Raw genomic sequence first — 23,723 nt, 5'->3', positions numbered from 1 at the left:
AAGGTGGTTTTGTCCGTTAACGGATGAAGCAGGATAAGCCTCTGCCAAGTGTTGCAGCGCAACTGATATTAATGTGGCTCTGTTAAAAAAGTAAAGGACTCACATGGATCTGCCTGCCAACTCGTCATTCATCTCATGCCGCCGCCGCGCCGCGCTAGCGATCGCAAGCACCACCGCACTTGCGCTAGCGGCCTTGTCGCATCATCCGGTAACCGGCCGCGCAGCGTCGGTCCAGGAAACGCTGGCCCAGATCGTCGCGCTGCAGCGCATGGACGGCATCGTTCATGGCGCGCTCATCGTCATGCTGGCCATGCTGGCTGCGGGCTTCGTCGTGTTCTCCGTGCTGTTGGGAAGCCGTCGCCCCACCGTGTTGCTGGCACTGACCGCGTACGGACTGGGTTGCTGCGCGATGGTGGCGGCCATGTTGCTCGACGGCTTCGTGGTGCCACAACTGGCGCGGCAATTCCTCGCGCCTCCGGCGGCGGACGCCGAGCTAGCGCGCACCGTCCTGCGCGCTGTCGGCATCACCATTCAAGTGCTGACCAAGGCCGGATTCTTGTCGATGTGCGCAGCGTTGACGGCTTGGTCGCATGCCTTGTGGACAGGCGCGAAGGTTTCGCGCCGGCCGCGCTGGTGCGCGGCAATCGGCATCGCCGCCGGATTACTGCCGTCGATATACCTCCTGATTGCCGACGTCCGGTTGACGCCCGCCAGCCTTACCGCGATTTTCGGCGTGCATGCGGTCTGGAACTTTGCGGCAGCCATGGTGCTATATGAGCCGCCCACCGACACGGCTCAGTTCGTGTCCAGTTGCCGGACCTGACCCCGGAGTACGCGCTTGACCGCGGTGGCGGACCGGTAGGCTGTCGGCGTCGTGCCGAGCAGTTGGCCGAAGGCGCGGCGCAGCGTGACTTCGTTGCGGAAGCCCGATTGCTGCGCCACCTCGAGGATCGACATGCCCGGTTGCGCCAGCAGGTCCTTGGCGTACTCGGCGCGGCAGCGCGCGATGTAGCTGTGCGGCGCCATGCCCACCGCCTGCTGGAAACGCCGCGAGAAATTCCGCAGGCTCATCGCCGAGCGGCGCGCCGCCTCCTCCACCGATATCTCTTGCTTGAAGTGGCGCTCGATGAACTCCTGCGCCTGCTTGATGCGCTGGTCGGCGTGCTGCTTGTGCGGCGCGTTCTTCATCGCCATGCGCTCGTAGGTCGGATGCTGGACCGAATTCGTGTAGCGCGAGAACTTGCGCGCCGCGCCGTCGCCGACGAACTGCCCGACCAGGTAGGCGCACGCGTCCATGCAGGGATTGATCGAGGCCGCGCTGATGATGCGGCCGTCGATCACCAGCGGCGTCTCCGGCGTGAAGCGGATCTGCGGATAGTGCCGCGCGAAGACGCGCTGGTCCGATGGATTGCCGGTGACCTCGTGGCCGTCGAGCAGGCCGGTTTCGGCCAGCACCCGCACGCCGCTGGCCATGCACAGCAAGGTGGCGCCGTTGTCGTAGGCGTCGATCAGCCAGCGCCGCAAACGCGGCGGGATCGGCTTGCGCTCTTCGTCGGCAAAGAAGAAAGCCGGCACCACGACGATCTGCGGCAGCGCGGCATCGGCCAGCGTGGCTTCCGGCACCAGCGCCGGGCCGGTGAAGCTGCGCACCGCACCCTTGCCGCGCGCCGTCAGCCGCACCTGGAACAAGGCCGACGCCGACAGGTCGGCATTGCGCGCATGCAGCGTGCCGGCGATGGCGAACGCCTCCTTGACCAGCATCGCCAGCCCGGCCCAGCAGTTGTCATCGATATACACGGCGACTGTCATCATGTGGCCGATACTAACAGTATTATTGGCCGAAATTCGACGTTATAAAACAACAAGCCAAAGATATACTCAATCTTGCCAAGCACTCTACAGAATATAAAAATGAGGGGACAGTACATGTACAAGGCAATGAAAGTAGTTGCAGTTTGCTGCACCATCGGCGTCCTGCTGGGCGCCTGCGGCAAGACCGAGGCGCCCGTCTCGGCGGAAAAAGCCGGCGCCGACGCGGCGTTCCAGAAGAAGCTGCAGGAGCAGCTGCTGGACGCCAAGCCCGGCACCGTGGTCGAGATCCCGGCCGGCACTTACCACCTGACCTCCGGCCTGACCTTGCGCGGCGACGGCGTGACCATCCGCGGCGCCGGCATGGAGCAGACCGTGCTGTCGTTCAAGGGCCAGGTCGCCGGGCCGGAAGGCATGCTGGTCTACGGTAACAACTTCACCATCGAAGGCCTGACCATCGAGGATTCCAAGGGCGACGGCCTGAAGATCAACGACGGCGACAACATCACCATCCGCAAGGTCAAGGTGCAGTGGACCGGCGGTTCCAAGGTCAGCAACGGCGCCTACGGCATCTACCCGGTCAAGACCAAGAACGTGCTGATCGAGGATTGCGTGGCGATCGCCGCCTCCGACGCCGGCATCTACGTCGGCCAGTCCAACGGCGTCGTGGTGCGCCGCTCGCGCGCCGAGGCCAACGTGGCCGGCATCGAGATCGAGAACACCATCAACGCCGACGTCTACGACAACGTCGCCACCAACAATACCGGCGGCATCCTGGTGTTCAACATGCCCAACCTGTCGCAGCCGGGGCACAGCACCCGCGTGTACCAGAACAAGGTCGAGAAGAACAACCTCGGCAATTTCGCCGCCAAGGGCACGGCGGTGGCCAGCGTGCCGGCCGGCTCGGGCATCGTCATCAACTCCAACTCCAAGGTGGAGATCTTCGACAACGACGTCACCGACAACCAGACCGCCAACGTCATCATCTCCAGCTACCACTCGACCGGCTACTTCACGGAAAAAGGCGTGGCCGCCAACTACGATCCGTATCCGAAGGCGATCTACGTCTACGGCAACCGCTTCAAGGGCGGCGGTGATTCGCCCGACGGCCTGGACCTGAAGGCGCTGAAGATCGCCATGTACGGCCTGAGCGGCCACCTGCCGGACGTGCTGTGGGATGGTTACATCGACACCAGGCTGCTGGTCAAGGGCCAGTTGCCGGCCGACCAGCGCATCTGCATCCAGGACGGCGTCGACGTGCTCAACGCCGACGGCCCGAACAAGTACAAGAACCCAAGCAAGGATACCGCGCAGTTCCGCTGCGAGCTGGCCAAGCTGCCGCCCGTGACGATCACCCAGCTCGCCGCGCAATCCTGAACTTGAACTTGTTAATAAGGTCGTCCCGACAATGATGTCTGCATTCGCTTACCGCCCGCTGCGGGCGGCGGCCGTGGTTGCGTGCGTGCTCGCCCTGGCGGCGTGCACGCAGCGCCCGGCCCCAGTTACGTTTATCGCCGAAGGCAATCCCGAAAAACTCAGCGACTGGCATTTGATGGCCGTCTCCGGCGGCCGCCTCAATCTCAACAAGGAGGTCGTGCCCTACGACCTGAACACGCCGCTGTTCACCGACTACGCGCAGAAACTGCGCACCATCTGGATGCCCAAGGGCCAGAGCGCCGTCTACAACGGCGAGACCGCGTTCGATTTCCCGGTCGGCACCATCATCAGCAAGACCTTCTACTTCCCCAAGGCGGCCGGCACCGACCGCGCGGTGCTGGCCACCTACGACAGCAGCAAGAACGGCGGCGACAAGCTCGACCTGGCCACCGTGCGCCTGGTCGAAACCCGCCTGCTGGTGCGCCGCGCCGACGGCTGGATCGCCCTGCCCTATGTGTGGAATGCCGACCAGACCGAGGCTGTGCTGTCGCGCACCGGCGACCAGGTGCCGCTGAAGGTGATCCATGAGGACAAGACCAGCAAGGCGCTGACCTATGTGGTGCCGAACGTGAACCAATGCGCCTCGTGCCACGTGGCCGATGTGAAGTCGCGCAAGTTCGAGCCGATCGGGCCGAAGGCGCGCCATATGAACCGCAGCTATGCCTATGACGGCGTCAGCGTCAACCAGCTCGACTACCTGGCGCGCATCGGCTACCTGAGCGGCGTGCCGGCCAACGCGGCGGCGGCCGCGCCCCGCAACGCCGACTGGCGCGACAAGTCGCAGACGCTGGATGCGCGCGCCCGCGCCTACCTGGACATCAACTGCGCCCACTGCCACAACGACAAGGGCGCGGCCAACACCACCGCGCTGCACCTGAACATCGGCGCGCCGGCCGACCTGCACCTGGGCCTGTGCAAGCCGCCGGTGGCGGCGGGCGCCGGCACCGGCGGGCACGGCTACGGCATCGCGCCGGGCAAGCCGGAGCAGTCGATCATGGTCTACCGTTTGAATTCCGCCGAACCGGGCGTGATGATGCCGGAACTGGGACGCGGATCGGTCCACAAGGAGGGCGTGGCCCTGATCCGCCAATGGATCGCAGCGATGAAGCAAGGCTGCAACAACGCCGACGTTGCGCCGGCCGGCGCCTAGTCCTTAATCGGCGGCGCCCAGCTCGTCGCCCATTTCCTTGCCGCGCTGGGCGGCGGCGTGCACCGCCTTGACGATGGCGGCCTTGACGCCGCTGCCTTCCATGCTGGTCAGCGCGGCGTACGTGGTGCCGCCCTTGGACGTGACGCGCTCGCGCAGCAGCGACACCGGCTCGGTCGAACGGGTCGCCAGTTGCGCCGCGCCGTTGAAGGTCGCCAGCGCCAGCTGCGTGCCCTGCTCCGCGCTCAGGCCCAGCTCGGCGGCGGCCTGCTGCATCGCCTCGATGAAATAGAACACATAGGCCGGGCCGCTGCCCGACAAGCCGGTCACCGCGTCGATCTTCGATTCGTCGTCCAGCCACACGGTGGCGCCGACCGCGCGCAGGATGTCGTCGGCGAAAGTCCGCTGCTGCTCATTGACGCCGGCCATCGCCACCATGCCGGTGATGCCCATGCCGATCAGCGCCGGCGTGTTCGGCATGCAGCGCACGATGGCGCCATAGCCGCCCAGCCAGCGCGACAGGTCCGCGCTGCGGATGCCGGCCGCGATCGAGACGATCAGCGGCTGCTTCAGCTTGTTCACGAAGGGCAGCAATTGCGCCGTCACTTCGCGCATGCTTTGCGGCTTGACCGCCAGCACGATCACCTCGGCGCCGGACACGCCGGCGTCGATCGCGCCGGCCGTGGTCACGCCGTACTGGGTGCGCAGGCGCGCCAGCGCGTCGGCGTTGGGATCGACCACGTGGATGTCGGCCGCCTGCGTCAGCTTGTTGGCCAGTCCCGCGATCAGGGCGGCGGCCATGTTGCCGCCTCCGATAAATGCAATCTTCATGGTGTCTTCTTCAGGAATAGTGTCGTGATCCAAAAATAGCGCTGCCGACGCGCACGATGGTGGCGCCTTCGACGACCGCCGCGCGCAGGTCGGCCGACATGCCCATCGACAGCGTATCGAGCGCCAGGCCGCCGGCGCGCAGTTGCTCGTACAAAGCCCGCAGCCGGGCGAAGGCCGCGCGCTGCTGCTCGAATTCCACGGCCGGCTCGGGGATCGCCATCAGGCCGCGCAAGGTCAGGTTGGGCAGCGCCGCGACCTTGTGGGCCAGTGCCGCCAATTCCTCCGCGGCGACGCCGCTCTTGCTGGCCTCGCCGCTGATATTCACCTGCAGACAAATCTGCAGCGGCGCCATGCCGGCCGGCCGCTGTTCGGACAGCCGCTGCGCGATCTTCTCGCGCTCGACCGTGTGCACCCAGGCGAAGTGCTCGGCGATGGGACGGGTCTTGTTGCTCTGGATGGGGCCGATGAAATGCCAGGCCAGCGCCGGCGCGCCCAGTTCCTGCAGGCTGCGGATCTTGTCCAAGCCCTCCTGCAGATAGTTCTCGCCGAAGGCCCGCTGGCCCGCCTGGACCGCCTCCAGCACCGCCTCCGGCCCGAAGGTCTTGGACACGGCCAGCAACTGCACCGACTGTGGCGGACGGCCCGATTCTTGGGCTGCGGCAACAATTGTCGCGGTGATTGCTTGCAAGTTCTGGGGGATCAGGGACATAATCATCGAGTTAAAAAGCGTTAAAAACAGCGGTAAAGCGCCACCAACCAACGTCTGGGCACAGGGATTATAAATGGACATCTCCGAACTTCTCGCATTCTCCGTCAAGAACAAGGCTTCGGACCTGCACCTGTCGGCCGGACTGCCGCCGATGATACGGGTGCACGGCGACGTGCGCCGCATCAACCTGCCGCCGCTGGAGCACAAGGACGTGCACGGCATGATTTATGACATCATGAACGACGGCCAGCGCAAAGCCTACGAGGAAATGCTGGAGTGCGACTTTTCGTTCGCGATTCCGGGCCTGGCGCGCTTCCGCGTCAACGCCTTCAACCAGGAGCGCGGAGCCTCGGCGGTGCTGCGGACGATTCCCTCCAAGATCCTCAGCCTGGAGGACTTGAACGCGCCCAAGATCTTCGCCGAATTCGCGCTCAAGCCGCGCGGCCTGGTGCTGGTGACGGGGCCGACCGGCTCCGGCAAATCGACCACCCTGGCGGCGATGGTCAACCACCTCAATGAAAACGAATATGGCCACATCCTGACGATCGAAGACCCGATCGAGTTTGTGCACGAATCGAAGAAATGCCTGATCAACCAGCGCGAAGTGGGGCCGCACACGCTGTCGTTCAACAACGCGCTGCGCTCGGCGCTGCGGGAAGATCCGGACTGCATCCTGGTCGGCGAGCTGCGCGACCTGGAAACCATCCGCCTGGCCTTGTCGGCGGCGGAGACGGGCCACCTGGTGTTCGGCACCTTGCACACCTCGTCGGCCGCCAAGACCATCGACCGTATCGTCGACGTCTTCCCGGCCGACGAAAAGGAAATGGTGCGGGCGATGCTGTCCGAATCCTTGCAGGCGGTGATCTCGCAGACGCTGCTGAAGACCAAGGACGGCGCCGGCCGCGTGGCCGCGCACGAGATCATGGTCGCCACGCCGGCGATCCGCAACCTGATCCGCGAAGCCAAGATCGCGCAGATGTACTCGGCGATCCAGACCGGCAGCAATGTCGGCATGCAGACCCTGGACCAGAACCTGACGGACCTGGTGCGCCGCAACGTCATCAGCAGCGCCGCCGCCCGCAACGCCGCCAAGACGCCCGACAACTTCCCCGGCTAAACTGCGGCCACCGCTCTTTGAAAGGACACATCATGGAACGCGACCAGGCATCCAAATTCATGTTCGACCTGCTGCGGCTGATGACCGCGAAAAAAGGGTCGGACTTGTTCATCACCGCCGGCTTCCCGCCGGCGATCAAGATCGACGGCAAGATGACGCCGGTGTCGGCGCAGGTCCTGACGTCCGCCCATACCACCGACCTGGCCCGTTCCATCATGAACGATAAGCAGACCGCCGGCTTCGAGCTGACCAAGGAGGCCAACTTCGCCATCAGTCCCGGCGACCTGGGCCGCTTCCGGGTGTCGGCGTTTGTGCAGATGAGTTCGGTCGGCATGGTGTTGCGGACCATCACCAGCGAGATCCCGAAACTGGAAGACCTCGGCCTGCCCGAGGTGCTCAAGGATGTGGTGATGTCCAAGCGCGGACTGGTGATCATGGTCGGCGCCACCGGCTCCGGCAAGTCGACCACCTTGGCCGCCATGGTCGGCTACCGCAACGAAAACAGCTACGGCCACATCATCACCATCGAGGACCCGGTCGAGTACGTCCACCCGCACAAGAACTGCATCGTCACCCAGCGCGAGGTCGGCGTCGACACCGACGACTGGGAAGTGGCGCTGAAGAACACGCTGCGCCAGGCGCCGGACGTGATCCAGATCGGCGAGATCCGCGACCGCCAGACCATGGACCACGCGATCGCCTTCGCCGAGACCGGCCACCTGTGCCTGGCCACCTTGCACGCCAACAGCGCCAACCAGGCGCTGGACCGCATCATCAACTTCTTCCCCGAGGAGCGCCGCCAGCAGTTGCTGATGGACTTGTCGCTGAACCTGAAGGGCATGGTCTCGCAGCGCCTGATTCCGAAGAAGGAATCCAAGGGCCGCGCGGTGGCGATCGAGATCCTGCTCAATTCGCCGCTGATCTCGGACCTGATCTTCAAGGGCCAGGTGCACGAGATCAAGGAGCTGATGAAGAAATCGCGCGAGCTGGGCATGCAGACTTTCGACCAGTCGCTGTTCGATCTGCACGAAGCGGATATGATTACCTACGAGGACGCGCTGCGCAACGCCGACTCCGTCAACGACCTGCGGCTGGCCATCAAGCTCGAAGGCAAAGCCGCCAAGAACCGGGATCTCTCGGCCGGAACCGAACATTTGGGTATCGTCTAATGGAAAATACTATCTTCGACCTCAGCGCCGACAGCCTGTCGGGCCAGCCCGTCAACCTGAGCCGGTACAAGGGCCAGGTCCTGCTGATCGTCAACACGGCCAGCAAATGCGGCTTCACGCCCCAGTACCAGGGGCTGGAAGCGGTCTACGAGCAGTTCAAGGACAAGGGCGCGGTGGTGCTCGGCTTTCCCTGCAACCAGTTCGGCGGCCAGGAGCCGGGCGAGGCCGGGGAGATCGGCGCCTTCTGCGAAAAGAACTACGGCGTGACCTTCCCATTGTTCGCCAAAGTCGACGTCAACGGCGACAACGCCCATCCGTTGTTTAAAAAACTCAAAAAAGACGCGCCCGGCATCCTCGGGACCGAGGGCATCAAGTGGAACTTCACCAAGTTCCTGATCCGCAAGGACGGCACGGTTTACAACCGCTACGCCCCTGCCACCAAGCCTGAAGAGCTGATCGCCGACATCGAAAAGTTGTTGGCCGAGTAGAAAACTGTACAGGACAGCAGGTAAAGATGTGAAAACGTTTTCCAAAAAACGTGCTTTAGGTTAACTTTTCGGTAATAATGATCTCTGGTCATTTCCAACTCGTATCAGTCGCCTATGCCCTTGTTTGGAAAACTACTGTCGCCCTGGATGCGGATGGGAATGTATTCCCGTTTGTTCCTGCCCATCTTCGTGATCATCGCGGTGGTGGTCGGCGTGCGCTACAGTTTGCTGCTGCAGGCGGAGACCTCCTACGCCCAGGCCCGCTATCAAAAAGATGCCGCCGACCTGGGCATCCACCTGCACAAGTCCCTGCTGCCGGCGCTGGCCGCCCCCGACCGCGCCGCGCTCGACAACACCCTGTCCACCGCCCTGCTGCTCAACGCCGACCTGGCCTCGGCCCGGCTGGACTATGCGGGCGGCCACCTGGAAGCGCTGCGCACCACGCACGTCAAGTCCGACGCACCGGACTGGTTCCTCGATCTCGGCATGATGGCGCCGGTCCACCGCACTATTTACGTCGGCAACGCCAGCCTGGTGCTGGTGTTCGATCCCACGCTGCCGCTGGCCCAGGTGTGGCGCACCGTGCACCAGCAGGCGGTGATCTCGGCGCTCAACATCGCCATCATCTACACGCTGCTGGGCATCATCATCTTCGCCAACAAGCGCATGCTGAACCGCCTGACCGCGGCCACCAACCGCTTCCAGGGCGGCGACCACGGCGTGCGCCTGCCGGTGCGCGGCACGCTGGAGGCGCGCATGCTGGCCACCACCTTCAACAACATGGCGCAGCGCGTGCAGGCGCTGGTGCACAAGCTGCAACAGAGCCAGTCCCAGCTGAGCGCGCAGCTGGAGCGCACGCTGCAGGCGCAGCGGCAGCTGCAGGCCGAGAAGGACCGCATCGAAGTCACGCTGGCCTCGATCGGCGACGCCGTCATCACCACCGACCTGACCGGCAAGATCGACACCATCAACGAAGTCGCCCAGCAGCTGACCGGCTGGGCCGAATCGCGCGCGCGCGGCATGGAGCTGCACCAGGTGTTCGTGCTGGCGAATAACTTCGGCCAGCACTCGCTGCTCAAATCGATGACGGCGATCTATGCCGGCGGCGAAGTGATCAAGGTCGGCAACCAGAGCCTGCGCAACCGCATGGGCGACACCTGCACCGTGGAGTACACCGCCAACGCGATCCGCGCCGCGCACGGCGAGGTGCAAGGCTCGGTGCTGGTGTTCCGCGACGTCACCGAGCGCCGCCAGCTGATGCAGCAGATCTCTTGGCAGAGCAACCACGATATCCTGACCGGCCTGCCCAACCGCGCGGCGCTGGCGACCCGCTTCGAGCAGGAAGTGACGCGCGCGCGCGAGGAAGGCTATCTGCTGGCGGTGTGCCTGTTCGACCTCGATCATTTCCAGCACGTGAACCAGAGCCTGGGCCAGGCCATCGGCGACGAAATCCTCAAGCAGGCCGCCAGCCGCCTGCACGACTTCGCCGGCCAGCGCCACTACGTGGCGCGCCTGGGCGGCGACGAGTTCGTGCTGCTGCTGCCGGAGCTGAACGACCGCGGCGCCATCGAGAGCGCGATGGAACGCCTGATGGCGGCGCTGTCGCGCAACTACATCTGCGAAGGCGACGCGGTCAGCATGTCGGCCAGCGTCGGCATCGCGGTCTACACCGGCAACGACGTCAGCGCCGACAGCCTGCTGCGCCACGCCGACCAGGCGCTGTACCAGGCCAAGATCACGGGCCGCAACCGCTATCACTTCTTCGACGCCGACCTGGATGAACAGGTGCGCACCCACCACAACCGCCGCACCGAAGTGCGGGCCGCGCTGCGCGCCGGCGAGCTGCGGCTGTACTACCAGCCCAAGCTGGATATGCGCAGGGGCCGCATCATCGGCATGGAAGCGCTGCTGCGCTGGCAGCATCCGCAGCGCGGCGTGATCGGGCCGATGGAGTTCCTGCCGATCGTCGAGCACAGCGATGTGATCGTCGATATCGGCGAATGGGTGCTGCGCGAAGCGCTGCGCCAGCTGCAGTCGTGGCGCGCCGTCGATCCGCGCTGGGTCATCAGCGTCAACATCGCGGCGCGCCATTTCCAGCGGCCCGATTTCGTCGAGCGGCTGAAAACCATCCTGTCCGAATTCCCGGACGTGCCGCCGCACATGCTGGAGCTGGAGATCCTGGAATCGTCCGCGCTGAGCGACATCGGCCACGTGCGCAGCATCATGCTCGACTGCCAGGCGCTGGGCATCAGCTTCGCGCTGGACGATTTCGGCACCGGCTACTCGTCGATGTCCTACCTCAAGCGCCTGCCGGCCGACGTGCTGAAGATCGACCAAAGCTTCGTGCGCAACATGCTGGTGGACCGCGACGACCTGCACCTGGTCAGCGCGGTGATCGGCCTGGCCAGGTCCTTCGGCCTGGGCGTCATCGCCGAGGGTGTGGAGACCATCGAGCACGGCGCCATGCTGATGCGGCTGGGTTGCGACCTGGCGCAGGGCTACGGCATCGCGCGGCCGATGCCGGCCGACGACATCCTGTCATGGGTCGCCGGCTTCGACGCCGCGCCGATCTGGCAGGCCGCCGCCAAGCTGCCGCCCATCCTCAGCCTGCACGGCGAGCCGGCCGGCGGCACCTCGCAGATGCCCTTGTTCGTCCAGGGTTAGCTAGCCGATACGCCGTTCCCGCATGCGCCGCTCGCTGAGCGCGTCCGGCGCTTCCATCGTACCGCCCGCCGCCGTCACCGGCCCGCCCCACTTCTGCCGGCGTTTGACGTACCATTCGCGGACGATCTGGGCCGCCGTCTCGCGCGCGCCCAGCCCGAACGCCAGGCCCGCCGCCAGCGCCACCGCGCCGACCAGCGCCACGAACAGCGCATTGAGGAACACGGTCGCGATGCCGAGCTGGCTGATCGCCACGATCACGCCGAAGCCCATCACCAGCCAGGTGGCCACCTTGCCCAGCAGGTCGGCGTTGCGCAAGCCGCTTTCGGCGGCCGTGCCGCGCACCAGCCGGCCCAGCGAGTTGCCGGCCAGGCCAGCGATGACCAGGATCACCACCGCCACCACCACGTTCGGCAGCCACAGCAGCACCTGCCGCAGCACCTCCGACACCGCCGGCAGGCCCAGCGCATCGAACGCGACCACCAGCGCGATCAGCCGCACGAACCATTTGACCACGGCCCCAATCATGCCGACCGAATCCATTTGCATGCCCATGTTCTGGACGAAGCCGGCCAGGCCGGCGCGCTGCGCCAGGTCGTTGAATTTCACTGAACGCAGCAGCACCACGATGGCTTTCGCCAGCACCGCCGCGACCAGCCAGCCGACGATGATGATGACGGCAAATCCGATCAGTTTCGGGATCGCCTGGAACAGCAACGCCATGGCGCCGGCCAGCGATGTCATCAGGGCTGCGCCCCACTCGGTGATTTGGTTTTGCATGATTCCTCCAGTTGGTTAATCGCATGGAGGCAGGCCGCACCGGTGCCTCCCTTGCCTCCTATGTGGTAGGCAACGGGCGGCGGTCAAAGTTCCGTGTTTAGGCAGCGCCTTTGACGGGCGCCAAGTGATCCGGCCGGCCCAGCGCGCGGTCGATCAGTTCTATCCAATGCATCACCGGCGTCTGCGTGCCCGATTGCAGGTGCGCGGTGCAGCCGACGTTGGCCGAGACGATGGTGGTGGCGCCGGTCTCGGCCAGGTTCTCCAGCTTGCGGTCGCGCAGCTGCAGCGACAGCTCCGGCTGCAAGATCGAGTAGGTGCCCGCCGAGCCGCAGCACAGATGGCTGTCCGCGCACAGCACCACGTCGACGCCGACCGCGCGCAGCACGCCCTCCACCTTGCCCCGTATCTGCTGGCCATGCTGCAGCGTGCACGGCGGGTGATAGGCGACGCGCTCCCTGATGCTGGCCTTGCGCGCCAGCGCCGCTTCGAACTCCGGCATGATCTCGCTCAGGTCGCGCGTCAACGCCGCGATGCGCTGCGCCTTGCCGGCATAGGCGCCGTCGTGCGCCAGCAGGTGGCCGTACTCCTTGACGGTGACGCCGCAGCCGGACGCGGTCATGACGATCGCCTCCACCGCCCCGTTTTCCACCTGCGGCCACCAGGCGTCGATATTGCGGCGCATGTCGTCCAGCGCGCCTTCCTGGTCGTTGAGGTGATGGCGCACCGCGCCGCAGCAGCCGGCCTTGGGCGCCACCATCAGCTGCACGCCCAGCGCATCGAGCACGCGCGCGGCGGCGGCGTTGATATTGGGCGCCATGCCCGGCTGCGCGCAGCCTTCCAGCACCAGCATCTTGCGCGCATGCTGGCGCGACGGCCAGGCGCCGGCGCTTTGCAGCGCCGGGATCTTGTCCTGCAATGCCGGCGACAGCAGGGGCCGGAACAGCTGGCCCGCGCGCAGCGCCGGCGTGAACACGGACTTGCGCGGCAACGCCTCCTTCAGCACCAGCCGCTTCAGGCGCTCGGCCAGAGGACGCTGCACGCGCTGCTCCACCACCTTGCGGCCGATGTCGATCAGGCGGCCGTACTTGACGCCGGATGGACAGGTGGTTTCGCAGTTGCGGCAGGTCAGGCAGCGGTCCAGGTGGGTCTGGGTCTTGACGGTGACGGGCGCGCCTTCCAGCACCTGCTTGATCAGGTAGATGCGTCCGCGCGGGCCATCCAGCTCGTCGCCCAATAGCTGGTAAGTGGGACAGGTGGCGGTGCAGAAACCGCAGTGCACGCAGGAGCGCAGGATGGCGTCGGCCTCTTCGCCTTCGCGGGTGTTCTTGATGAAGTCGGCGAGATTGGTTTGCATGGTGTTTTTTAGTCCCTGCTCAGTACATGCGGCCGGGATTGAAGATCCCGGCGGGATCGAAGGAGTCCTTCAGGCGCTGATGGATCTGCATCACGGCCGGCGCCAGCGGATGGAACACGCCCACGCTCTTGTCCGGCCCGCGGAACAAGGTGGCGTGGCCGCCGGCCGCCGACACGCTGCGGCGGATGCTGTCCGCCTGCGCGGCGTCATCCACCTTGAGCCAGCGCTGCGCGCCGCCCCATTCGATCAGCTGCTCGCCGCGCAGGATGATGGCGCTGGCGGCGGACGGCACCGACAGGCGCCACAAGCTGCCGCCGCTGAAATACGGGTGCGTCTGGTCGCGCAGCGAGGTCCAGAAGCCGGAGCCGCCGTCCACGCCTTCCCCCATGGCCTCGCCGCCCAGCTTGCGCCGTGCCGCGACCACGGCCGCCTCCGCGCCCGACAGCCGCAGCGACAGCACGCCCTGATGCCAGCAGCTGGCCGAGATCGGCAACGGCTGGCCCGCCCATTCGTTCAGATGGCGCAGCGCATCGATTTCGCTCATCTCGAACCGCAGGCTGGCTTCGCGCAGCGGCACCGGCAGCACCTTCAGCGACACTTCGAGGATCAGGCCCAGCGTGCCGAGCGAGCCGGCCAGCAGGCGCGACACGTCGTAGCCCGCCACGTTCTTCATCACCTGGCCGCCGAAGCGCAGCGCCTCGCCGCGCCCGTCCATCAGCACCGCGCCCAGCACGAAGTCGCGCACCGCGCCGGCGCTGGCGCGGCGCGGGCCGGACAGCGCACTGGCCACCACGCCGCCTATCGTCGACCCGGGGCCGAAGCGCGGCGGCTCGAACGCCAGCATCTGGTGGTGCCGCGCCAGCAAGGCCTCGATCTCCGCCAGCGGCGTGCCGCAGCGCGCGGTGATCACCAGTTCCGTCGGCTCATACGACACGATGCCGTTGTAAGCCCGCGTATCGAGCACATCGCCCGTCAGCGCCTGGCCGTAGCTATCCTTGGTGCCGCCGCCGCGTAGGCGCAGCGGACTGCCGGCGGCGGTCGCGGCGCGTATGCGCGCGCTGAACTGCGCGGCGATGTCGGTGTGGGTATCGGTCGTCATGTCAAAAGCGTGGCAGGTGGGCAAACGGCAGCGCGCCGCCGCTGACGCGCATCTTGCCGAATTCGGCGCAGCGGTTCAGCGTCGGGATGGCCTTGTCCGGATTGAGCAGGCGGTGCGCGTCGAAGCTGCGCTTGACCGAGAAGAACGCCTCCAGCTCGGCCGGCGCGAACTGCACGCACATCGAGTTGATCTTCTCGATGCCCACGCCATGCTCGCCGGTGATGGTGCCGCCCACCGCCACGCACAGCGCCAGGATCTCCGCGCCGAAGGCTTCGGCGCGCTCGAACTCGTCGGGGATGTTGGCGTTGAACAGGATCAGCGGATGCAGGTTGCCGTCGCCCGCATGGAACACGTTGGCGCAGCGCAGGCCGTACCTGATTTCCATCGCCGCGATGCCGGCCAGGACTTCGCCCAGGCGCTTGCGCGGTATGGTGCCGTCCATGCAGTAGTAGTCGGGCGAGATGCGGCCGGCCGCCGGAAAGGCGTTCTTGCGGCCGGACCAGAACTTCAGGCGCTCGGCCTCCGACTGCGACACCGCGATCGCGCTGGCGCCCGCCGTGTTCAGCACCGCCGACATGCGGGCGATTTCCTCTTCCACTTCCTCGACGGTGCCGTCGGCCTCGCACAGCAGGATGGCGGCGGCGTCGGTATCGTAGCCGGCCTTGACGAAGGGTTCGACCATGCGCGACGAGGTCTGGTCCATCATCTCCAGACCGGCCGGTATGATGCCGGCGGCGATCAGCGCGGCCACCGCGTGACAGCCGGCCGCCACCTGGTCGAACGAGGCCATGATGACGCGCGCCGTGGCCGGCTTGGGCACCAGCTTGACCGTCACCTCGGTGACGATGCCCAGCATGCCCTCCGAGCCGATGAACACCGACAGCAGGTCCAGCCCTGGCGCATCCAGCGCCCCGCTGCCCAGCTCCACCACGTCGCCGTCGATGGTGACCATGCGCACGCGCAGCACGTTGTGCACCGTCAGTCCGTATTTGAGGCAGTGCACTCCGCCGGAATTCTCCGCCACGTTGCCGCCGATGGTGCAGGCGATCTGCGACGACGGATCGGGCGCGTAGTACAGGCCGTGCTGCGCCGCCGCTTCCGAGATGGCCAGGTTGCGCACGCCCGGCTGCACCACCGCCGTACGCGAATACGCGTCCATGCGCACGATGCGGTTGAGGCGCGCGGTCGACAGCACCACGCCGTCGGCGATCGGCATCGCGCCGCCGGACAGGCCGGTGCCGGCGCCGCGCGGCACCACCGGCACCTTCAGCTCGCGGCACACCTGCAATACGGCGACGATCTGCGCCTCGCTGTCCGGCAGCACCACGATCATCGGCAGCTGCCGGTAGGCGGCCAGGCCGTCGCATTCGTAGGGGCGGGTATCCTCCGGCTCGGACAGCACGGCGCGCGCCGGCAGCACATGACGCAGCGCCGCTGAAACCTGCGCGCGGCGGGTGGCGAGATCGGCCAGCATGGCCGCTTCGGGAATGGCAGTGTTCATGGGACCGGTGCCTGAAAACACGAATGAGCCTCGATTGTAAGCACAAACGCCCGGCCAGGCGATATCTTTGACGGGCCCGCAGCGTATAATCTTTCGGTCGCAGCTGTATCACATTTCACTGGAACAGTATGGAATACAATTTTGAACAAGAGTGGCTCCAGGCGCTGGAGCAGCGTTTCGGCAGGCAGGCAACGGAAATCAGCCAGGTCAGGCTGGACGAACGTCCACGCATGATGATCTTCTACTTCGCCGATTTTCCCGCGCCGGGCATACTGACCGCTGTGACCGCAGGCCTGTCCAACGCCAACCACCCGGAATGGGTGAACGGCAAGCCCGAGCTGAGCTTCGCGCTGCAGACCACCGATAAAGGCTGGGGCATGGCCGCCGCCTACCTCGCGCAAGAGTTCTTCAACAAGCACTCGTTCGCCTACCAGACATCCTTCGGCCTGAACATGCCGCTGACCGGCGACAGCACGATGAACGCTTGTTTCGTCTACCGGCCGCAGTTCATGAGCAAGGATCAAGTCAAGTTCGAGCTGCGGGACCGCACCATCTACCTGGCCGGCCTGTTCCCGATGTACGAGGAGGAAATCGCCTTGTGCGAGGCCAAGGGCACCGAAGCCTTCTGGAGCGCGCCGGCCTTCCACCCGTATGACCCGGCGCGCGCCAGCATCGCCGGCAAATAATTCACTCAGGAGCCACCATGGGCAACCGACTCTCTAAAATCGCCACCCGCACCGGCGACGGCGGCACCACCGGCCTCGGTGACGGCAGCCGCACCGACAAGGACAGCGTGCGCATCCACTCGATCGGCGAAGTGGACGAACTGAACTCGCATATCGGCCTGCTGCTGTGCGAAGACATGCCGGCCGACCTGCGCGAGGAACTGGTCACCATCCAGCACGACCTGTTCGACCTCGGCGGCGAGTTGTGCATCCCCGGCTACCAGATGATCACCGAGGCGCACGTCGAGCGCCTGGACACGCTGCTGGCCAAGTACAACGCCACGCTGCCGGCGCTGACGGAATTCATCCTGCCGGCCGGCTCGCGCGCCGCCTCGCAGGCGCACGTGTGCCGCACCGTGTGCCGCCGCGCCGAGCGCGCGATTGTCACGCTGGGCAAGACCGAGACCATCCACGAGCATCCGCGCCAGTATGTGAACCGCTTGTCGGACCTGATGTTTGTGCTGTCGCGCGTATTGAACCGCTACGCCGGCGGCAGCGACGTGCTGTGGCAGCACGAGCGCAAGCGCGGCTAGTCCCCGAACAGCCGCGCCATGCCCTTGGCCATGCTGAGGCGCGAAGCCGTGGCCGGATAGGCGCCCGAGATCAGCGCTCCCTGTTCGCCGGCGGCCAGCTTGCGGTAGAAGCTGACCATGCCGGCGGGCGGCCACCCCGCGCGGTGCGCCAGCACCATGCCCAATTGATCGGCCTCGGATTCCTGCAGGCTCGATAAGGTCGACAGGCGGATTTGCAGCGACAGGTCGCTGTCCAGCCGCTCCATCACCACCTCCAGCGGCACCGCCGGGAAGCGGTTCAGGAACAGCGCTTCCGAGAAGGTCTCGCGATGGTGCTCGGCCACCGCGTGCGCGACTTCGTGCGCCAGCAGCGTCGCCAGTTCGCCGTCGTTCAGCGCCAGCTGGCGCACGAAGGCGCTGCCGACCAGGATCTTCCCGCCCGCCATGCAGATGGCGTCCACCTCGGGATCACTGGTGGTGTGCACTTCCCATTGCCATTGCGCCGCCTCCGGCTTCAGCGCCACGGCGGCGCGTATCAGCCCGTCGCCGATCTCGCGCAGGCGGGCCAGCAGGACGCGGTCTTCATCGAGCTTGCCGGCGGCCGCCAGATCGACGGTGCGGTCGATGTAGCGGTCCTCCATGCGGGCATCCACTTCGTCGGCGCTGAAACGCAGCTCCTGGACGCGCCCCGATTCCGGCACCTGGGCGAGCGCGCCGGCGTGCGTCAGCGATACGGCTATCAAGCCGGCAGCGACCAGTTTCATCATGCCTCCCCGGTGCGATCTGATATAAACGGTTTATATCAATATACGCCAAGCTTCGCGAGAGGCAAGGATTTAGATCAAGGTTGTTGCGTATCCGGGAAGGCGGGCGATTTCCGTTGCCAGATGGTCAAGCAGCAGGCGCGCGCGCAGCGGCTGGTAGCGGCGCGACGGCGACAGCAGGTGCAACGGCTGAGGCTGCCCTTGCCATTCCGGCAGCACGCGCGCCAGCGCCCCACTGTCGAGCAGGTCTTGCACCAGCCACAGCGGACACAGGCCGATGCCGCCGCCGGCCGCCAGGCTTTCGCGGATCGCCAGCGCGTTGTTGACGCGGTAGCGGCCGCGAGTGTGGATGGCCTCCACCCGCTCGCCGCGCTGCAAGGTAAGCAGATCGCCATCGGCCAGCCAGGCGAAGCGGATGTAATCGAAGCGCGCCAGGTCCTGCGGCTGTTGCGGCATGCCGTGCGCGCGCAGGTAGCCGGGCGCCGCCACCAGCTGGCGCGGCGACACGCCGGCCAGCCTTGCCACCGCGTCGGGCGGCAGCTCGTGTCCCTGCCGCACGGCGATGTCGACGCCGTCCTTGACCAGGTCGACCATGCGGTCGTCGAGTATCAGCTCGATATCGACCTGCGGGTATTTTTCCAGGAAAGGCGCCAGCAGCGCGTTCAGCCGAAACTGGCCGAAGGCCGACGGCGCGTTGACCCGCACCAACCCGGCGGGCGTGTCGGTCTGGCCGCGGGCGTCGGCCACGGCCTCCTGGTACTCGGCCAGCACGCCCAGCGCGCGCTGGTAAAAGCGGCTGCCTTGCGGCGTCGGCTGCAGGCTGGTGGTGCTGCGCTCCAGCAGGCGCACGCCCAGTTCGCGCTCCAGCGCCGCCATCAGCTTGCTGACGGTGGGCTGGGTGGTGCCCTCCTCGCGCGCCACGGCCGACAAGCTGCCAAGCTCGACGGCCCGGACGAAACAACGCAGTGAACGGATGGTATCCATGGCAACCTTATTCCATATTTGAATAAAGTATAGTCAATTTTCACGTCTTCTGCTTCGCATTGGAATGGCCTATCGTGGACTCCTGACTTTTCCAAGGAGTGCATCATGAAAAAATTCGTCGCCGCCGCCATGCTGGCAGCCGCATTCACCGCGCCGCTGCATGCGGCCGAAAACTGGGTCGCCAGCTGGTCGGCCAGCCCGCACGCAAGCTGGCGGGCGGAAGACTTTGCGTTGCCGACCGGCGTGCCGGCCGCGCTGGCGCGGCAGACCGTGCGCGAGACGGCGCGCATCAGCGTCGGCGGGCGGCGCGTGCGTGTCGTGCTGTCCAACCGCTACGGCGTGCAACCCTTGGTTATCGGCGAGGCGCATCTGGCGCGCGAGGGTAGCGCAGCGGCAACGCCGGATGGCAGCGTGGCTCCCGGCTCCGATCAGGTGCTGACCTTTGGCGGCAAGCGTGGCGTTGTCGTTCCCGCAGGCGCGCCGGCAATCAGCGATCCGGTTGAGATGCCGGTGGCCGCGCTGGAAAAACTGGCCGTCAGCGTCTACCTGCCGCAGGCGACGCCGCTGACGACCTTCCACTGGGGCGCGCAGCAGACAGGCTTTATCGCGGCCGGCAACGCCGCCGGCGCGGCCACGCTGCGCGGCGCGCAGCCGTTGCGGGGCCGCGCGCTGCTGGCGGGGATCTGGGTCGACGCGGCGTCACCCACCCGCGCGGTGGTCGCATTCGGCGACTCCATCACCGACGGCAACGGCTCCACGCCGGACCGCGACCGCCGCTGGCCCGACTACCTCGCGGCGCGACTCAGCACGCACCGCGCCACAAGCAGCGAAGGCCGCACCGGCGGCGTCGCCGTCGTCAACGCCGGCATCTCCGGCGCGCGCCTGCTGGGCGACCGCATGGGCGTCAACGCCGCCGCGCGCTTCGAGCAGGACGTGCTGGGCCAGCCCGGCGCGCACACGGCGATCGTACTGATGGGGATTAACGATATCGGCTGGCCGCAAACCGCCTTCGCGCCGCAGGAAGCGCCGATGACGGCGGAGCGCATGATCGCCGTCTACCGGCAGTTGATCGCGCAAGCGCATGCGCGCGGCGTGCGCATCATCGGCGCCACGCTGCTGCCGTTTGAAGGCGCGCTGCAAGGCACGCCGTTCGACGGCTACTACACGCCCGCCAAGGACGCGGTGCGCCAGGAGGTCAACCGGTGGATCAGGGAAAGTGGGGAGTTCGACGAGATGGCGGATCTGGACGCGCTGCTGCGCGACCCGGCCCGCCCGTCACGCATGCTGCCGCGCTACGACAGCGGCGACCACCTGCATCCCGGCGACGCCGGCTATGAAGCGATCGCCCGCGGCATCAGCCTTTATTGACGACGACCAGGCGCGGCTCTTCACCGCCGAAGCGCTTCTTGATCGACGCGGTGATGCCGGCACCGTCCAGGCCCACGCTGGCCAGCAGCTTGGCCGGGTCGCCATGGTCGATGAACTTGTCCGGCAGGCCGATCATCAGCAGCGGCTTGACGATGCCTTCGGCGGCCATCGCTTCGGCCACGGCCGCACCGGCGCCGCCCATGACCGCGCCCTCTTCCACCGTCACGAGGCAGTCGTGTTCGGCGGCCAGTTTCCTGACCAGCTCCACGTCCAGCGGCTTCACGAAGCGCATGTTGGCCACGGTCGCATCCAGCGTATCGCCGGCGGCCATCGATGGCGCGACCATCGAGCCGAATGCCAGGATCGCGATCTTCTGGCCCTTGCGCTTGATCTCGCCCTTGCCGATCTCGATGGCGGTCAGCTCCTGCCTGATCGCCGCGCCGATGCCGGCGCCGCGCGGATAGCGGATCGCCGCCGGACCTTTGTACTGGTAGCCGGTGGTCAGCATCTGGCGGCATTCGTTTTCATCCGAGGCGGCCATGACCACCATGTTCGGAATGCAGCGCAGGTAAGCCAGATCGTAGTTGCCGGCGTGGGTGGCGCCGTCGGCGCCGACCAGGCCCGCGCGGTCCAGCGCGAACGTCACGTCCAGGTTTTGCAGCGCGACGTCGTGGATCAGCTGATCGTAGCCGCGTTGCAGGAAGGTCGAGTAGATCGCCACCACAGGCTTGAGGTTCTCGCACGCCAGGCCGGCGCCGAAGGTCACCGCGTGCTGCTCGGCGATGCCGACGTCGAAGTAACGGTCAGGATACTCCTGCTCGAAGCGCACCATGCCCGAACCTTCGCGCATGGCCGGCGTGATGCCGACCAGCTTCTTGTCGGCGGCGGCCATGTCGCACAGCCAGTCGCCGAACACTTCGGTGTAGGTCTTCTTGCCCGGCGCGGCGGCCGGCTTGATGCCTTCGGCCGGATTGAACTTCGGCGTGCCGTGGTACAGGATAGGCTCGGCCTCGGCCAGCTTGTAGCCCTGGCCTTTCTTGGTCACCACGTGCAGGAACTGCGGGCCCTTGAGCTGCTTGATGTTCTGCAGCGTCGGGATCAGCGACTCCAGGTCGTGGCCGTCGATCGGGCCGATGTAGTTGAAGCCGAATTCCTCGAACATCGTGGCCGGAACCACCATGCCCTTCGCATGCTCCTCCAGGCGCTTGGCCAGTTCCAGCACCGGGCCGGGCAGCATCGACTTGCCGACGTTCTTGGCGGCGGCGTAGAACTGCCCCGACATCAGGCGCGCCAGGTAGCGGTTCAGCGCGCCGACCGGCGGCGAGATCGACATATCGTTGTCGTTCAGGATCACCAGCAGGTTCAGGTCTTCCTGGACGCCGGCGTTGTTCAGCGCTTCGAACGCCATGCCGGCGGTCATCGAGCCGTCGCCGATGACGGCGATGGCGTGGCGGTGCTCGCCCTTGATCTTGGCCGCCTGCGCCATGCCCAGCGCCGCCGAGATCGACGTCGACGAGTGCGCGGTGCCGAAGGTGTCGTATTCGCTTTCGTCGCGCTTGGGGAAGCCGGAAATGCCGTCCAGCTGACGCAGCGTGTGCATGCGGTCGCGGCGGCCGGTCAGGATCTTGTGCGAATAGGTCTGGTGGCCGACGTCCCAGACGATGCGGTCGTGCGGCGTGTTGAACACGTAGTGCAGCGCCACCGTCAGCTCGACCGTGCCGAGGTTGGACGACAAATGGCCGCCGGTCTTCGACACGGAGTCGAGCAGGTAGGCGCGCAGTTCATGCGCCAGCGGCGTCAGTTGGGTGCGCGCCAGCTTGCGCACATCGGCCGGGGAATCTATTTTTTCGAGCAAGTTCATTTATGCCTTCCGCTGCACGATCAAATCCGCGAGTTCGCGTAACCGCAGAGCTTTATCTCCAAACGGCGCGAGCGCTGCATGCGCGTCGAGCCGCAATTTTTCCGCCAGCGCGCGCGACGGTTCCAGGCCCAGTATCGAGACATAGGTCGGCTTGTTGTCGGCGGCGTCCTTGCCGGCGGTTTTGCCCAGCGTCGCCGAATCGGCCGTCGCATCCAGCACATCGTCCACCACCTGGAACGCCAGTCCGATGGCGCGCGCATAGACATTCAGCGCGGTCAGCTCATTGTCGTCCAGATCCTTGCCGGCCAGCGCACCCAAGACCACCGAGGCGCGCAGCAGCGCACCGGTCTTCAGCTGATGCATCTGCTCCAGCTGCTCCAGCGTCAGGCTGACGCCGACGCTATCGAGATCGATCGCCTGGCCGCCGCACATGCCGGCCGAGCCGGACGCATGGGCCAGCAGGCGCAGCATCGCCACCTGGCGCGCCGCCGGCACGGTACTGGCCTCGGACAGCACCAGGAAGGCCTGCGATTGCAGCGCGTCGCCGACCAGCAGCGCGGTCGCCTCGTCGTAGGCCACGTGCACCGTCGGCTTGCCGCGGCGCAGTTCGTCGTCGTCCATGCAGGGCATGTCGTCGTGCACCAGCGAGTAGGCGTGGATCATTTCCACCGCCGCCGCCGCGCGGCTCAGCGTGGCCGCATCGGCGCCGAACAGCGCGCCGGCCGCGTACACCAGCAGCGGACGCACGCGCTTGCCGCCGCCCAGCAGCGCATAGCGCATCGCTGCGTGCAGCTTGGCCGGGATCGCCGTCGCCGCGGGCAGGAAACCGGATAAATCGTTTTCCGATCCGGCCTGTACGGTCTTCATCCAGTCGTCGAAGGCGGCGCTCATTGCTGCGCCTCGCCGGTCTCCGCGAACGGCTTGAGCATGTCGCCTTCCAGCACCTTGACCTGGGATTCCACTTTTTCCAGCTGGGCGGCGCAGAACTTCACCAGCTCGGAGCCGCGCGCATAGGCGGCGACCGAAGCTTCCAGCGGCAGTTGTCCCGCCTCCATTTGGGCCACCAGTTGCGCCAGCTCCGCCATCGCTTCTTCAAACGAGACGGGGGCGGCGGCGGTCGCGTCGGCAGTTAATTTCTTAGACATAGTCACTCAGGTTTCAAGGCAAAAACACGTGCCAGCGCAGTGTAGTCCGATATTTTAGAACAAACCACCTTATCCGGTGGAACTATAGCGGCCAATTCAAGCCGGCTGCGGGTGCGGACTATGGATTTTATCGCAATCGTCCCCATTTCCAGTGCAAGCATGCGATTTCTGCAATATTTTGCACGTAAAACGAGCACAGCGGTCTGTCGGCGGAGGGTAAAACCCGGTATAATCTCCGGTTCTGTCCTAAATACCACCTCAA

General features: G+C 66.1%; 22 protein-coding genes. 10 read left to right on the top strand and 12 right to left on the bottom strand.

The genetic code is table 11. From position 1 onward, the window contains the following. The first annotated feature begins 103 nt into the window (after positions 1–103). Complete coding sequence (locus ACEN9F_RS23855; protein WP_413423969.1) at positions 104–823, top strand: hypothetical protein; 720 nt, start codon at positions 104–106, stop codon at positions 821–823. Here the strand turns inward: ACEN9F_RS23855 and ACEN9F_RS23850 are convergent. Further along, the gene (locus ACEN9F_RS23850) at positions 796–1,812 is read right to left on the bottom strand and encodes a GlxA family transcriptional regulator (protein WP_413423967.1); all 1,017 of its coding nucleotides are present in this window, start codon (positions 1,810–1,812) and stop codon (positions 796–798) included. The two genes, ACEN9F_RS23855 and ACEN9F_RS23850, sit on opposite strands and share 28 nt — an antisense overlap. Before the next feature lie 126 nt (positions 1,813–1,938). On the opposite strand from ACEN9F_RS23850, the gene ACEN9F_RS23845 reads away from it, so the two are divergent. Both ACEN9F_RS23845 and ACEN9F_RS23840 read left to right on the top strand, forming a co-directional pair. Next, on the top strand, positions 1,939–3,186 hold the full coding sequence (locus ACEN9F_RS23845; protein ID WP_413423965.1) for a parallel beta-helix domain-containing protein: 1,248 nt from the start codon (positions 1,939–1,941) through the stop codon (positions 3,184–3,186). Positions 3,187–3,217: 31 nt separating this feature from the next. Further along, entirely contained in the window at positions 3,218–4,396 is a 1,179-nt protein-coding gene (locus ACEN9F_RS23840) for an SO2930 family diheme c-type cytochrome (RefSeq protein ID WP_413423963.1), read from the top strand. Between the two features lie 3 nt (positions 4,397–4,399). Here ACEN9F_RS23840 and proC read toward each other — a convergent pair whose 3' ends face one another. Both proC and ACEN9F_RS23830 read right to left on the bottom strand, forming a co-directional pair. Beyond that, the gene (gene proC / locus ACEN9F_RS23835) at positions 4,400–5,224 is read right to left on the bottom strand and encodes a pyrroline-5-carboxylate reductase (RefSeq protein WP_413423961.1); all 825 of its coding nucleotides are present in this window, start codon (positions 5,222–5,224) and stop codon (positions 4,400–4,402) included. Positions 5,225–5,234: 10 nt separating this feature from the next. Continuing rightward, positions 5,235–5,933 carry a YggS family pyridoxal phosphate-dependent enzyme gene (locus tag ACEN9F_RS23830; protein ID WP_413423959.1) on the bottom strand — a complete coding sequence of 233 codons (699 nt, stop codon included), beginning with the start codon at positions 5,931–5,933 and terminating at the stop codon, positions 5,235–5,237. Positions 5,934–6,006: 73 nt separating this feature from the next. Here ACEN9F_RS23830 and ACEN9F_RS23825 point away from each other — a divergent pair, with 73 nt between their 5' ends. From ACEN9F_RS23825 to ACEN9F_RS23810, 4 genes are all read left to right on the top strand, one after another. Next, a complete protein-coding gene (locus tag ACEN9F_RS23825) occupies positions 6,007–7,050 on the top strand; it encodes a type IV pilus twitching motility protein PilT (protein ID WP_413423957.1) in 1,044 nt (347 codons plus the stop codon). 32 nt (positions 7,051–7,082) lie between these two features. Next, positions 7,083–8,219, top strand: coding sequence for a PilT/PilU family type 4a pilus ATPase (locus ACEN9F_RS23820; protein WP_413423955.1), 1,137 nt, complete (start codon positions 7,083–7,085; stop codon positions 8,217–8,219). After that, entirely contained in the window at positions 8,219–8,707 is a 489-nt protein-coding gene (locus ACEN9F_RS23815; RefSeq protein ID WP_413423953.1) for a glutathione peroxidase, read from the top strand. Before ACEN9F_RS23820 ends, ACEN9F_RS23815 begins: the two co-directional genes overlap by 1 nt. 159 nt (positions 8,708–8,866) lie before the next feature. Then, a complete protein-coding gene (locus ACEN9F_RS23810) occupies positions 8,867–11,371 on the top strand; it encodes a putative bifunctional diguanylate cyclase/phosphodiesterase (RefSeq protein ID WP_413423951.1) in 2,505 nt (834 codons plus the stop codon). Here ACEN9F_RS23810 and ACEN9F_RS23805 read toward each other — a convergent pair whose 3' ends face one another. From ACEN9F_RS23805 to ACEN9F_RS23790, 4 genes are all read right to left on the bottom strand, one after another. Then, positions 11,372–12,148, bottom strand: coding sequence for a mechanosensitive ion channel family protein (locus ACEN9F_RS23805; RefSeq protein WP_413423949.1), 777 nt, complete (start codon positions 12,146–12,148; stop codon positions 11,372–11,374). A gap of 97 nt (positions 12,149–12,245) precedes the next feature. Next, on the bottom strand, positions 12,246–13,502 hold the full coding sequence (glcF, locus tag ACEN9F_RS23800) for a glycolate oxidase subunit GlcF (RefSeq protein ID WP_413423947.1): 1,257 nt from the start codon (positions 13,500–13,502) through the stop codon (positions 12,246–12,248). 19 nt (positions 13,503–13,521) lie between these two features. Further along, on the bottom strand, positions 13,522–14,601 hold the full coding sequence (gene glcE, locus ACEN9F_RS23795) for a glycolate oxidase subunit GlcE (RefSeq protein WP_413423945.1): 1,080 nt from the start codon (positions 14,599–14,601) through the stop codon (positions 13,522–13,524). A gap of 1 nt (position 14,602) precedes the next feature. Then, complete coding sequence (locus tag ACEN9F_RS23790) at positions 14,603–16,102, bottom strand: FAD-linked oxidase C-terminal domain-containing protein (RefSeq protein WP_413423943.1); 1,500 nt, start codon at positions 16,100–16,102, stop codon at positions 14,603–14,605. Positions 16,103–16,230: 128 nt separating this feature from the next. Between ACEN9F_RS23790 and ACEN9F_RS23785 the strand changes: the two genes are divergently transcribed. Together ACEN9F_RS23785 and ACEN9F_RS23780 are read left to right on the top strand one after the other, a co-directional pair. Beyond that, positions 16,231–16,788 carry a suppressor of fused domain protein gene (locus ACEN9F_RS23785; protein WP_413423941.1) on the top strand — a complete coding sequence of 186 codons (558 nt, stop codon included), beginning with the start codon at positions 16,231–16,233 and terminating at the stop codon, positions 16,786–16,788. Between the two features lie 17 nt (positions 16,789–16,805). Next, complete coding sequence (locus ACEN9F_RS23780) at positions 16,806–17,360, top strand: cob(I)yrinic acid a,c-diamide adenosyltransferase (RefSeq protein WP_176654740.1); 555 nt, start codon at positions 16,806–16,808, stop codon at positions 17,358–17,360. On the opposite strand, the gene ACEN9F_RS23775 is transcribed toward ACEN9F_RS23780, so the two are convergent. Both ACEN9F_RS23775 and ACEN9F_RS23770 read right to left on the bottom strand, forming a co-directional pair. Next, the gene (locus ACEN9F_RS23775) at positions 17,357–18,106 is read right to left on the bottom strand and encodes a M48 family metalloprotease (RefSeq protein ID WP_413423939.1); all 750 of its coding nucleotides are present in this window, start codon (positions 18,104–18,106) and stop codon (positions 17,357–17,359) included. The genes ACEN9F_RS23780 and ACEN9F_RS23775 overlap by 4 nt on opposite strands. Before the next feature lie 69 nt (positions 18,107–18,175). Then, positions 18,176–19,087, bottom strand: coding sequence for a LysR substrate-binding domain-containing protein (locus ACEN9F_RS23770; RefSeq protein WP_413423937.1), 912 nt, complete (start codon positions 19,085–19,087; stop codon positions 18,176–18,178). Between the two features lie 105 nt (positions 19,088–19,192). Between ACEN9F_RS23770 and ACEN9F_RS23765 the strand changes: the two genes are divergently transcribed. Next, the gene (locus ACEN9F_RS23765; RefSeq protein WP_413423935.1) at positions 19,193–20,455 is read left to right on the top strand and encodes an SGNH/GDSL hydrolase family protein; all 1,263 of its coding nucleotides are present in this window, start codon (positions 19,193–19,195) and stop codon (positions 20,453–20,455) included. Here ACEN9F_RS23765 and dxs read toward each other — a convergent pair. From dxs to ACEN9F_RS23750, 3 genes are read right to left on the bottom strand one after another with little or no spacing between them, the layout of a single operon-like run. Continuing rightward, the gene (dxs, locus tag ACEN9F_RS23760) at positions 20,442–22,316 is read right to left on the bottom strand and encodes a 1-deoxy-D-xylulose-5-phosphate synthase (protein WP_413423933.1); all 1,875 of its coding nucleotides are present in this window, start codon (positions 22,314–22,316) and stop codon (positions 20,442–20,444) included. The two genes, ACEN9F_RS23765 and dxs, sit on opposite strands and share 14 nt — an antisense overlap. Continuing rightward, on the bottom strand, positions 22,317–23,207 hold the full coding sequence (locus ACEN9F_RS23755; protein WP_413423931.1) for a polyprenyl synthetase family protein: 891 nt from the start codon (positions 23,205–23,207) through the stop codon (positions 22,317–22,319). Further along, the gene (locus tag ACEN9F_RS23750; RefSeq protein WP_413423929.1) at positions 23,204–23,461 is read right to left on the bottom strand and encodes an exodeoxyribonuclease VII small subunit; all 258 of its coding nucleotides are present in this window, start codon (positions 23,459–23,461) and stop codon (positions 23,204–23,206) included. The genes ACEN9F_RS23755 and ACEN9F_RS23750 overlap by 4 nt, the downstream gene beginning before the upstream one ends. Positions 23,462–23,723: the final 262 nt, after the last annotated feature.

It is taken from the genome of Duganella sp. CT11-25, assembly GCF_047302815.1.
In the GTDB taxonomy this organism is placed as follows: Bacteria; Pseudomonadota; Gammaproteobacteria; order Burkholderiales; family Burkholderiaceae_D; genus Rugamonas.
The sequence above is the reverse complement of the archived record's forward strand: the minus strand, read 5'-3'. Positions and strand labels throughout refer to the sequence as shown.